Genomic DNA, 11,493 nt, shown 5'->3' with positions numbered 1-11,493 from the left:
CACCCACGAGAGCGGAACCACCGGAGGAATAGTCCGATGGTTCACAGCGTCCTCGCTGTGTTTTTTCAAAGGAACCTCGTCCCAGCAGATGCTGGAGACGGGGTATCAACTAAATCTGGCGTTGATTTTTGGCACGCTGTTGAGTTCTCAAGGAACGGTCGCTTCCTTTGTACTCACCCTCTCGGGCTTTCCTCCGGGCTTCCCTTCGGTGTTTCCGACTCTATCAGATCTTTCCGATCCGATTTCCTCGGTGCTTTCCAGTTCTTCGCTTTCGCGTTTCCCTTTCCGGCGGTTCCGACTCTATCAGATCCTTTCGGCGTCTGATTCCCAGTCAGAGGGGGTGGTCTTCCCGGCCCGCTGGGCCGTTCCGACGAGTGAGACTTTAGCGGATTCCCGGCTCCCGAGCTAATCGGGGGCTGCGTCCTTTCGAACGCGGATTCCTCATTTCGCAAATGCGCACACACGCATGCGACAGCGAGTGTCGATGAGTGGTGGGTCTTGCGAGATGGCTGTCCGGGGACCGACCGGAGTCGGCGCTCACGTCGGACAGCTCGGAGTACATTACGCACCCAGGGAGGGAGTGTCAACCCCCTCCATCGAGATCTTGTCGAGGTCAGTCCTTCTTGCCGGAGGCCAGCTCGCGGCTGCGGTCGCGGGCCGCTTCCAGGGCCGCGATGAGGGCCGCCCGTACCCCGTGGTTCTCCAGCTCGCGGATGGCGTTGATGGTCGTACCGGCCGGCGAGGTGACGTTCTCACGGAGCTTGACCGGATGCTCGCCGCTGTCGCGGAGCATCGTGGCGGCGCCGATCGCGGACTGCACGATCAGTTCGTGGGCCTTGTCGCGGGGCAGGCCGAGCAGGATGCCGGCGTCCGTCATGGCCTCGACCAGATAGAAGAAGTACGCCGGGCCCGAACCGGAGAGCGCCGTGCAGGCGTCCTGCTGGCCCTCGGGGACGCGGAGCGTCTGGCCCACGGCTCCGAAGATCTCCTCGGCGGTGGCGACGTGCTCCTCGGTCGCGTGGCTGCCCGGCGAGATGACGGACATGGCCTCGTCCACCAGGGCCGGGGTGTTCGTCATGACCCGGACGACCGGGGTGCCCTCGGCGAGCCGCTCCTCGAAGAACGAGGTGGGGATGCCCGCGGCGCCGCTGATGATCAGCCGGTCGGCGGGGACATGGGGGGCGAGTTCGTCCAGCAGGACGCCCATGTCCTGCGGCTTGACCGTGAGGATCAGGGTGTCGGCGCTCTTGGCGGCCTCGGTGTTGGAGACCGGGGTGACTCCGTGGCGGGCACGGAGTTCCTCGGCGCGTTCCGGGCGGCGGGCGGTGACCAGGAGGTCGGCGGGCGCCCAGCCGCCTCGGATCATCCCGCTGAGCAGGGCTTCGCCGATCTTGCCGGTGCCGAGGACTGCGACTTTCTGGCTCATGCGGTTCATCCTCGCACCGGCGACGCGGCGGGTGGGGTGTTCGTCCGGTGGGCGGACGCGGCGTCAGTCGGTGCGGCGGCGCAGGGTGGCCGCGCCGAGGGCGAGGACCAGCAGCGCGCATCCGGCGACGATGACCACGTCCCGTACGAAGACCGAGGTCAGTTCGGTGTGGTGGAGGACCTCGTTCATGCCGTCGACGGCGTAGGACATGGGCAGTACGTCGGAAACGGCCTCCAGAAGAGGGTGCATGTCCGCGCGGGGCGTGAAGAGCCCGCACAGGAGGAGCTGGGGGAAGATCACCGCCGGCATGAACTGGACCGCCTGGAACTCCGAAGCGGCGAAGGCCGAGACGAAGAGCCCGAGGGCGGTGCCGAGCAGGGCGTCCAGGAGGGCGACCAGCAGGAGCAGCCAGGGAGAGCCGGTGACGTCCAGGCCGAGGAGCCAGACGGCGAGGCCGGTGGCGAGGGCGGACTGGACGACGGCCACGGCGCCGAAGGCGAGCGCGTAGCCGGCGATGAGGTCGGCCTTGCCGAGAGGCATCGCGAGGAGGCGTTCGAGGGTGCCCGAGGTGCGCTCGCGCAGGGTCGCGATGGAGGTCACCAGGAACATCGTGATCAGCGGGAAGACGCCGAGCAGTGAGGCGCCGATGTTGTCGAAGGTGCGCGGGCTGGCGTCGAAGACGTAGCGCAGCAGGACCAGCATCAGGCAGGGGACGAGGAGCATCAGGGCGATGGTCCTGGGGTCGTGGCGGAGCTGGCGCAGGACGCGGGCCGCGGTGGCGGTGGTGTGGGCGCTGCTGAATGCGGCGGGGCTCGTCGTGCTCATCGGGTCGGCTCCTTAGTGCGGTCGTCCGCTTCGTCGACGAGGCGCAGGAAGGCGGCCTCCACGGTGTCGGTGGCGGTACGGGTGCGCAGGTTCTCGGGGGTGTCGTCGGCGAGGACGTGTCCTTCGCGCATGAGGAGGAGGCGGTGGCAGCGCTCGGCCTCGTCCATGACGTGGGAGGAGACGAGGAGGGTGGTGCCGCGGTCGGCGAGTTCGTGGAAGAGGTTCCAAAGGTCGCGGCGGAGTACGGGGTCGAGGCCGACGGTCGGTTCGTCGAGGACGAGCAGGTCGGGGGTGCCCAGGAGCGCGACGGCGAGGGAGACGCGGCTGCGCTGGCCGCCGGAGAGGTTGCCGGCCAGGGCGTGGGCGTGGGCGGTGAGGTCGACGTCGGCGATGGCGCGGGTGACGTGTTCGCGGCGGCGGTCCGCGGCGGCGCGGCCGGGGTCCAGGATCGCGGCGAAGTAGTCGAGGTTCTGCTCGACGGTGAGGTCGTCGTAGACCGAGGGGGCCTGGGTGACGTAGCCGATGCGGCTGCGCAGGGTGGGGTGTCCGGCGGGGCTGCCCAGGACGTCGAGGGTGCCGGTGACCTTGGCCTGGGTGCCGGTGATGGCGCGGATCAGCGTGGACTTGCCGCAGCCGGAGGGGCCGAGCAGGCCGGTGATCCGGCCTCGGGGGACGGTGAAGCGGAGGTCCTTCAGGACGGTTCGGGTGCCGCGTACGACGGTGAGGCCGGCGGCGCGGACGGCAGCGGGTGCCGTCGGCTGGGGTGGCTCGGGCACATTATTCATCACGTGATGAATAATGTGCCCGAGCCGGGATGCCGTCAAGGGGTGCCGTCAACGGGCCGTGTCAGGGTCGGGCCGTTTCGGCTCAGGGATGTGTCAGGGGCCGGCTCCGGGGCTGGTCAGGGGCGGATCGGGGATTCCGGGGTGGTGGCGACGAGCAGAACCACCTCGTACGTCTCCTCGACCAGGCCGTCGGGGAAGACCTTGATCAGGTGGGCGCGCTCGGCTTCGAGAAATTCGGTGCGGGCGGGCTCGGGGGCGAGGAGGAAAGCGGAATGACTGCCGATGTTGGCCAGGTGGGTGTCGAGCGGCACGTGACGGCTCCAGCGGACCGAGCGCCGGGTGAAGTCGAGCCGGCCGCTGGGATCGGCGGCGGAGACTCGGTCGGCGGCCTTGCGCTGCTCGGTGTGCACGGGCAGCCCGAGGAAGCGGGCGGCGCGCGCGGCTGCCGCGGCGATCCAGTCCACGTCGGTGGCATCGGTGTTCCACCACAGCGCGAGCGCGCCGCCCGGCCGCAGCACCCGCAGCGCCTCGGGCACCGAGCGGTCCGGGTCGGTCCAGTGCCATGCCTGGGCGTAGGTGACGAGGTCGGCGTGGGCGTCGGCCAGGGGAAGGGCGTCGCCGCTGCCCCGGACCAGTGGGATGTGCGGGTTCCGGCGGCGGAACTCGGCGGCCATACCCGCGCCCGGCTCGACGGCGAGGACGTCGGCGCCCCGCCGGTGCAGCAGCTCGCTGGCGATGCCGGTGCCCGCGCCCACGTCCACGACTCGGGCTCCGGTCAGGGGGCGGCCGGTGAGTTCCTCGACGGTGCCGAAGAGCGCGGGCGGATAGGAGGGGCGGTTCTCGGCGTACTGCGCGGCTGCCGCGTTGAAGGAGTGGGCGCGGGCGCTGGCGGTGGGGGCCTCTGGTGCGGTCATGCCGCCCATGGTGCTCGGCGCGGGGACGGTGGGGACAGTGGTTTCGGACCGGTCGCCGCGGTGCCGCCGCCGGGATCAGGCGCGGCGCTTCTTGCGCGCCTTCGCGGGGTTGCCGGTGCGCCGGGACTGGGTGCGCTCGTACTCGGCGCGGGCCGTGTCGTACTCGGTGCGGTGCAGTTTCTCGCCGGGCGCCTCGGTGAGGGAGCGGGCGGACCAGGCGAGGAGGATGCCGACGAAGCCGACGGCGAGCAGGCCGCGCAGGCGCGCCTGGCGCTCGGGGTCGGGGCGGCGGCCGAAGTTGTCCCAGGTGGTGCGGAAGGCGAGCGCACTGCATATCGCGAACATGGCGATGACCAGGACGGTCACGAAGGAGCCGGTGCCGGCGATCTGGAGGCCCTGGTAGGCGAGGCGCAGGATCAGGCAGGAGACGGCGGCCGCCGCGAGGGCGCCGAGGGCGACGGCGGCCCGCCGGACCGCATAGCCGCCGGTGTGGTCCACCCAGGTCGTGCCGAAGAAGCGGAGGGGTTCGGGGCGGGGGCCGCCCGTGGAGCCCGCCGGGGTGATGTCGGTGCCGGTCTCGTCGCTCACGCGTCGATTATGGCTCCGCCGTCCGACGGGCTCCGGGGCGGGGCGTCAGCCGCAGCGGCCGGTCACGTAGCCGTCGCTGCCGGTGTGCACATAGGCGTCGGACACGTACTCGCCGGAGCCGATGTTGTCCCAGATGTTGGAGGTGCCGTACGGGCCGGTCACCGTGGTGCCGGGCGTCTGGCAGTAGATGGTGACGCTGGAGCCGGCGGGCAGCGTGCGGACGATGCCGTAGCCGGTGCCGGGGCCGCTGCGGACGTTCAGAGTGACACCCGGTGCGATCGGGAAGCGGGGCGCGGAGGCCGTGGCGGTGGTGGCCGCCGGTTCGGCCAAAATCGTGGGCGCGTGGTCGTCGGACATGAGATACCTCCCCCGTGACACCCCGTGACGGCCACGGGGTGGTGACGCCGCTCGCCGGGCATCGCGTGACGGTGCCGGACGGGCGGGCGGGCCGCGGCTGCGCCGCGACTCGCAGGCGGAGGTTAGCAAGCCGCCTCGGTCTCGTACGGGCAATCGAATAGGCTCCCTTCGTCGCGCGCGCGGCCGATGAGCACGGGGGTGGTCCATGGCGCCACGGCACAGCACCGGAGCCGGCGCGGAAGCGGAACTTCCGGAGTACGCCGGTCACTACCGGCTGGAGTCGCGGCTCGGTTCCGGCGGGATGGGCGTGGTGCATCTGGCCCGCAGCGCCTCCGGGATGCGGGTGGCGGTGAAGGTGGTGCACGCGGAGTTCGCGCGGGACCCGGAGTTCAGGGGGCGGTTCCGGCAGGAGGTGGCGGCCGCGCGGCGGGTGAGCGGTGCCTTCACCGCGCCGGTGGTGGACGCGGACCCGGAGGCGGCGCGCCCGTGGATGGCGACGCTGTTCATCCCCGGGCCGACGTTGTCGCAGCAGGTGAAGCGGAACGGTCCGATGGAGCCCGCGCAGGTGCGGCGGCTGATGGCCGGGCTCGCCGAGGCGCTGAGGGACATCCACCGGGTCGGTGTGGTGCACCGGGATCTCAAGCCGGGGAACGTGCTGCTGGCCGAGGACGGCCCGAAGGTGATCGACTTCGGGATCTCCCGACCGAAGGACAGCGAACTGCGCACCGAGACGGGGAAGTTGATCGGTACGCCGCCGTTCATGGCGCCGGAGCAGTTCCGGCGGCCTCGGGAGGTGGGGCCGGCGGCGGACGTGTTCGCGCTCGGGTCGGTGATCGTGCACGCGGCGACCGGGCGGGGGCCGTTCGACTCGGACAGTCCGTATGTCGTGGCCTATCAGGTGGTGCACGACGAGCCGGAGCTGGCCGGGGTGCCGGCTGGGCTCGCGCCGCTGGTGCGGCGCTGTCTGGCGAAGGAGCCGGAGGACCGGCCGACGCCGGACGAGCTGATGCTGGCGCTGCGTTCGGTGGCGGCGTCGTACGACACGCAGGCGTTCATACCGGCGCAGCGGGAGGGAGCGGCGGACGGGGATGAGGCTGCCCCGCCGAGAGAGGAGGCCGGTGCCGCGCCCGAGCCGGCCCCGCCGAAGCGGTTTCGGTGGCGTGGGCGGGCGGTGCTGGCAGCGACCGCCGCGGTGCTGGCCGTCGGCGGGGTGGTGGCCTCGGTGCAGTGGGCCGGAGCCGGGCAGGGGGCGCGGCCGCAGGCGGTTCCGGCGGTGACGGCGGCCGGGTTCGACGGGTGGCGGTCCGCGGCGGTGGCCGGCGTGCCCGGCGCGCCCCGGTGCGTGTTCGGCGCGGGCGACTTGCTGTGCACGGCGGACGGGGCGGTCTTCGCGCTGGACCCGGTGAAGGGGTCCGTGGTGTGGCGGCGGACGTTCGCCGGGGCCTTGTGGAGTGATCCGCCGGTGCTGTCGGGCGGGGCACTGCGGCTGCGGAACCAGAGCGGGCGGCTCACGGCGCTCGATCCGGGCACGGGGCGTACGCGCGGGGAGCGGAAGCTGACCGGGGACACCGGGACGCGGTACATCGGGGACACGCTGGTGACGACCCGTTCGGACGGGGTGGTCATGGGCGCGGAGAGTGGTTCGGGGAAGGAGAGGTGGCGGCTGCCGTTGCCGGACGGGACCCGGCCGCGGATCGACGCCTTCGGCGCCGGGAGCGACGGGTACGCGACGGTGACCTCGGCGGACGGGCGGAGCACCCGGGTCACGGCGTTCGATCCGGTGTCGGGGGCGGTGCGGTGGGGCGAGCGGATGTCCGGCATGGTCGAACCGGTGGGCGCGGAGCGCGGGTTCGTGTACCTCCTCGACGAGGACCCGGTGTACGGGGACACCAGGGGGCTGGTGCGGTACGAGGTGAAGTCGGGGGCGACGCGCCGGGTTCCGCTGCTGGGGCCGCGGACGGACGCTCAGGCCACCGTGCGGGACGGGGTGGTGTACCTGCTCGCGGCCAACGGGGGGCTGGACGCGGTGGACCTGGCGGCCGGCAAGCCGTTGTGGCACCTGGAGACGACGGTGAGCCGGGGTTCGGTGCCGGTGACGGACGGGCGGCGGGTGTACTTCTCGGCTGCCGACGGGCGGCTGCTCGCGGTGGACGCCCGCCGGGGCACCCTCGCGGGCCAGACCCGTCCCCGGCTCGGCGCTCGTGCGGACCGGGTGACGGCGGGGCTGCCGACGCCGGTGCTGGCGTTGGGCCATGTGTACGCGGGGGCGCCGGACGGGTCGGTGTTCGCGGTGGACACGGGTGATCCGGCGGCCTGGTGAGCGTGGAGCGCACCGGCCGCCGGAAGGCCCGAGGGGGTCAGCCCAGGAGGGAGACGTCGCGGACGGCGCCCCTGTCGGCGCTGGTGGCCATGGCCGCGTAGGCGCGCAGGGCGACGGAGACCTTGCGGGTGCGGTTGGCGGGGGCGTAGACGCCGTTCAACTCGGCTTCGCGGCGGGCGAGTTCGGCGTCGTCCACCAGGAGGTCGATGGTGCGGCCCGGGATGTCGATGCGGATGCGGTCGCCGTCCTGGACCAGGGCGATGGTGCCGCCGGAGGCCGCTTCGGGGGAGGCGTGGCCGATGGAGAGGCCCGAGGTGCCGCCGGAGAAGCGGCCGTCGGTGATCAGGGCGCAGGTCTTCCCGAGGCCACGGCCCTTGAGGTACGAGGTCGGGTAGAGCATCTCCTGCATGCCGGGGCCGCCCTTGGGGCCCTCGTAGCGGATGACGACCACGTCGCCGTCCTTGACCTCCTGGGTGAGGATGCGCTGGACGGCCTCCTCCTGGGACTCGCAGACCACGGCGGGCCCCTCGAAGGTCCACACCGACTCGTCGACGCCCGCGGTCTTCACCACGCAGCCGTCGACGGCGAGGTTGCCCTTGAGGACGGCGAGGCCGCCGTCCTTGGAGTAGGCGTGCTCGGCGGAGCGGATGCAGCCGCCCTCGGCGTCCTCGTCCAGGGAGTCCCAGCGCTCGGACTGGGAGAAGGCCTCGGCGGAGCGGACGCAGCCGGGGGCCGCGTGCCACAGCTCGACCGCCTCGGCGGACGGGGAGCCGCCGCGCACGTCCCAGGTCTTCAGCCAGTCGGCCAGCGACGGGCTGTGGACGGAATGCACGTCCTCGTTGAGGAGCCCCGCGCGGTGCAGTTCGCCGAGGAGGGCGGGGATGCCGCCGGCGCGGTGCACGTCCTCCATGTAGTACGTGCGGTTCTTCGCCACGTTGGGCGCGACCTTGGCGAGACACGGGACGCGGCGGGAGACGGCGTCGATCTCGGGGAGGCCGAAGGGGACGCCCGCCTCCTGGGCGGCGGCCAGCAGGTGCAGGATCGTGTTGGTGGAGCCGCCCATGGCGATGTCCAGCGCCATCGCGTTCTCGAAGGCCGCGAAGGAGGCGATGGAGCGGGGCAGGACGGTGTCGTCGTCCTGCTCGTAGTACCGGCGGGTGATGTCCATGACCGTGCGGGCGGCGTCCTCGTAGAGGGCGCGGCGGGCGGTGTGGGTGGCGAGGACCGAGCCGTTGCCGGGCAGGGAGAGGCCGATGGCCTCGGTGAGGCAGTTCATCGAGTTGGCGGTGAACATGCCGGAACAGCTGCCGCAGGTCGGGCAGGCGTTCTCCTCGATGCGGAGGATGTCCTCGTCGGAGATCTTGTCGTTGACCGCGTCGGAGATCGCGTCGACCAGGTCCAGCGTGCGCACGGTGCCGTCGACCAGGGTGGCGCGGCCGGACTCCATGGGCCCGCCGGAGACGAACACGGTCGGGATGTTCAGCCGCAGCGCGGCCATCAGCATGCCCGGAGTGATCTTGTCGCAGTTGGAGATGCAGACCAGGGCGTCGGCGCAGTGGGCCTCCACCATGTACTCCACCGAGTCCGCGATCAGGTCACGGGAGGGCAGGGAGTAGAGCATGCCGCCGTGGCCCATGGCGATGCCGTCGTCCACGGCGATGGTGTTGAACTCGCGCGGGATGCCGCCCGCGGCCGTGATCGCCTCGCTGACGATGCGGCCGACCGGCTGGAGGTGGGTGTGCCCGGGGACGAACTCGGTGAAGGAGTTGGCGACCGCGATGACGGGCTTGCGGCCGATGTCCGCACCCGGTACACCCGAGGCACGCATAAGGGCGCGGGCGCCCGCCATGTTGCGGCCGTGGGTGACTGTGCGGGACCTCAGCTCGGGCATCGTCGCTCGCTCCTTCGTGAGAAGTCGGGTCAGAGAGACTTCTGACTGATGCCGAGCGTACGCCGGTCATCCACGGGGCGGGACGAAGTGTCCGGAATCCGGGACGGACGTCTTGGCCGCCGGGCTCCGCCGCGCCCCCGCGCCGCTCTCCCGCCGCGCCCGCGCCTCACTCCCCCGTGAGGTGTCCCTGCACCACCGGTGCCAGCCGGGCCACGATCCGCTCCAGGTCGGCCGAGGCCAGCGGCTCCACCTTGATCACGTAGCGCAGCATTGCCGTGCCGACCAGTTGCGCGGCGGCCAGCTCGACCCGCAGCTCGGCGTCCGGCACGTCCAGGCGCCCGGCGATGCGCAGCAGGAGCTGGGCGGAGATCAGCCGGCGGAAGACGGCGGCGGCGGTGTCGTTGTTGACGGCGGAGCGGACGATGGCCAGCAGCGGCGTACGGGTGGCGGGGTTCTCCCACAGGCCCAGCACGAACCGGGTCAGCCGCTCCCCCACGGAGTCCAGCGGGCCCTCGGCGATCGCGGCCGGCGCCGCGAGGGCGGGCGCGAAGGCGACCGAGACGGCGGCCTCGAAGACCTGCTCCTTGGTGCCGAAGTAGTGGTGGACGAGCGCGGAGTCGACCCCGGCGGCCTTGGCGATGCCGCGTACGGAGGTCTTCTCGTAACCGCGTTCGGAGAACTCCTCGCGGGCGGCGCCGAGGATGCGGTCGCGGGTGTCGCCGGACTCGGCGCGCGGGGGCCGTCCCCGGCGTCGCGCGGTGGGCTCGCTCACGGCCGGGGCACCCGCGAGGTGGCCGCGAGGTGGCGGCGGGTGAAGGCGAGGGCCTCGGCGAGGTCGGCCTCGCGTTCAGCGCTGGACATGGCCCGGCGGGTGTTGACCTCGATGACGACATGGCCGTCGAAGCCGGTGCGGGCGAGCCGGTCCAGCAGCTCGGCACACGGCTGGGTGCCGCGGCCGGGCACCAGGTGCTCGTCCTTGGCGGAGCCCCGGCCGTCGGCGAGGTGGACGTGGCCGAGCCGGTCGCCCATGCGGTCGATCATCCCGAGGGCGTCGGTGCGGGCGGTCGCGGTGTGGCTGAGGTCGATCGTGAAGTGCCGGTAGTCGTCCTTGGTGACGTCCCACTCGGGGGCGTAGGCGAGCAGTTCGCGGTCGCGGTAGCGCCAGGGGTACATGTTCTCCACGGCGAACCGCACGTCGGTCTCGTCGGCCATGCGCCAGATGCCGTCGACGAACTCGCGGGCGTACTGCCGCTGCCAGCGGAAGGGCGGGTGGACGACGACGGTGGAGGCGCCCAGCTTCTCGGCGGCCGAGCGCGCGCGGCGCAGCTTGGTCCAGGGATCGGTGGACCACACCCGCTGGGTGATCAGCAGGCAGGGCGCGTGCACGGCGAGGATCGGCACGCCGTGGTGGTCGGAGAGGCGGCGCAGCGCCTCGATGTCCTGGCTGACGGGGTCGGTCCACACCATGACCTCGACGCCGTCGTAGCCGAGGCGCGCGGCGATCTCGAAGGCCGTCGCCGTCGACTCCGGGTAGACCGAGGCCGTCGACAGGGCGACCTTTACGTCCCTTGGTTCAGCCACGGAGACACCTTACGGGGTGGGGTACCGGGGACGAGGGGTGTCCACGGGCCGGTGTGAGCTTCGCCATCGCGGCCCGCGTGGGGCTCACGCCGAGCCCATGTGGTCCAGGCGCCGCAGGATCACGCCCTCGCGCAGCGCCCACGGGCAGATCTCCAGGCTCTCCACGCCGAACAGGTCCATCGCGCCCTCGGCCACCAGCGCGCCGGCGAGGATCTGCCCGGCCCGCCCCTCGGAGACACCGGGCAGCTCGGCGCGCTGCGCCGCGGACATCGCGGCGAGCCGGGGCACCCATGCCTCCAGCGACTCCCGCTTCAGCTCGCGCTGTACGTAGAGGCCGTCGGCGTCCCGCGCGGCGCCCGCTATCCGGGCGAGCTGCTTGAAGGTCTTGGAGGTGGCGACGACATGGTCCGGGGCGCCGAACCGGCTGAACTCGCCGACGGTGCGGGCGATCTCCGCGCGCGCGTGGCGGCGCAGCGCGCGCACCTCGTCCGGCGTCGGCGGGTCCTGGCGCAGCCAGCCCGCGGTGAGGCGGCCGGCGCCGAGCGGCAGGGAGGCGGCCGCGTCGGGCTCCTCGTCGATGCCGTAGGCGATCTCCAGCGAGCCGCCGCCGATGTCGAGGACGAGCAGCTTGCCCGCGGACCAGCCGAACCAGCGGCGGACGGCGAGGAAGGTGAGCCGGGCCTCCTCGGCGCCACTGAGCACCTGGAGGCGGACGCCGGTCTCGTCGGCGACGCGCGCCAGGACGTCGTCGGCGTTGCGGGCCTCGCGCACGGCGGAGGTGGCGAACGGCAGCAGGTCCTCCACGC

The 11,493-nt window shown here is 72.3% G+C and carries 12 protein-coding genes; 2 read left to right on the top strand and 10 right to left on the bottom strand.

Going from position 1 to position 11,493, the window contains the following annotated elements; all coding sequences use genetic code 11:
- The coding region (locus CCN33_RS32530; protein WP_208621797.1) for a hypothetical protein at positions 1–409 on the top strand (409 nt) is incomplete at its 5' end.
- A gap of 204 nt (positions 410–613) precedes the next feature.
- Here the strand turns inward: CCN33_RS32530 and proC are convergent.
- The 6 genes from proC to CCN33_RS19100 all read right to left on the bottom strand — a co-directional run bounded on the left by proC (position 614) and on the right by CCN33_RS19100 (position 4,895).
- Positions 614–1,426, bottom strand: coding sequence for a pyrroline-5-carboxylate reductase (proC, locus tag CCN33_RS19125; protein ID WP_086694796.1), 813 nt, complete (start codon positions 1,424–1,426; stop codon positions 614–616).
- A gap of 63 nt (positions 1,427–1,489) precedes the next feature.
- Positions 1,490–2,251, bottom strand: coding sequence for an ABC transporter permease (locus CCN33_RS19120; protein ID WP_086694795.1), 762 nt, complete (start codon positions 2,249–2,251; stop codon positions 1,490–1,492).
- Positions 2,248–3,036, bottom strand: coding sequence for an ABC transporter ATP-binding protein (locus tag CCN33_RS19115; protein ID WP_086694794.1), 789 nt, complete (start codon positions 3,034–3,036; stop codon positions 2,248–2,250). Before CCN33_RS19115 ends, CCN33_RS19120 begins: the two co-directional genes overlap by 4 nt.
- 116 nt (positions 3,037–3,152) lie before the next feature.
- Complete coding sequence (locus CCN33_RS19110) at positions 3,153–3,950, bottom strand: class I SAM-dependent methyltransferase (RefSeq protein WP_425275855.1); 798 nt, start codon at positions 3,948–3,950, stop codon at positions 3,153–3,155.
- Positions 3,951–4,025: 75 nt separating this feature from the next.
- Entirely contained in the window at positions 4,026–4,538 is a 513-nt protein-coding gene (locus tag CCN33_RS19105; RefSeq protein ID WP_086694792.1) for a hypothetical protein, read from the bottom strand.
- Positions 4,539–4,583: 45 nt separating this feature from the next.
- A complete protein-coding gene (locus tag CCN33_RS19100) occupies positions 4,584–4,895 on the bottom strand; it encodes an SH3 domain-containing protein (RefSeq protein WP_086694791.1) in 312 nt (103 codons plus the stop codon).
- A 205-nt stretch (positions 4,896–5,100) separates the two neighbouring features.
- Between CCN33_RS19100 and CCN33_RS19095 the strand changes: the two genes are divergently transcribed.
- The gene (locus tag CCN33_RS19095) at positions 5,101–7,215 is read left to right on the top strand and encodes a serine/threonine-protein kinase (RefSeq protein WP_086694790.1); all 2,115 of its coding nucleotides are present in this window, start codon (positions 5,101–5,103) and stop codon (positions 7,213–7,215) included.
- A 37-nt stretch (positions 7,216–7,252) separates the two neighbouring features.
- Here CCN33_RS19095 and ilvD read toward each other — a convergent pair whose 3' ends face one another.
- The 4 genes from ilvD to CCN33_RS19075 all read right to left on the bottom strand — a co-directional run.
- Entirely contained in the window at positions 7,253–9,106 is a 1,854-nt protein-coding gene (gene ilvD / locus CCN33_RS19090) for a dihydroxy-acid dehydratase (RefSeq protein ID WP_086694789.1), read from the bottom strand.
- Between the two features lie 166 nt (positions 9,107–9,272).
- Positions 9,273–9,878, bottom strand: a complete 606-nt coding sequence (locus CCN33_RS19085; RefSeq protein WP_086694788.1) for a TetR/AcrR family transcriptional regulator — start codon at positions 9,876–9,878, stop codon at positions 9,273–9,275.
- Positions 9,875–10,687, bottom strand: coding sequence for a sugar phosphate isomerase/epimerase family protein (locus CCN33_RS19080; protein ID WP_086694787.1), 813 nt, complete (start codon positions 10,685–10,687; stop codon positions 9,875–9,877). The genes CCN33_RS19085 and CCN33_RS19080 overlap by 4 nt, the downstream gene beginning before the upstream one ends.
- A gap of 84 nt (positions 10,688–10,771) precedes the next feature.
- On the bottom strand, positions 10,772–11,493 hold a 722-nt coding region (locus CCN33_RS19075; protein WP_107483960.1), incomplete at its 5' end, for a Ppx/GppA family phosphatase.

The organism is Streptomyces recifensis (assembly GCF_002154615.1).
Taxonomy (GTDB): Bacteria; Actinomycetota; Actinomycetes; order Streptomycetales; family Streptomycetaceae; genus Streptomyces; species Streptomyces griseoluteus.
Note: the sequence above shows the minus strand (reverse complement) of the source record. Positions and strands in the feature narration are given on the sequence as shown.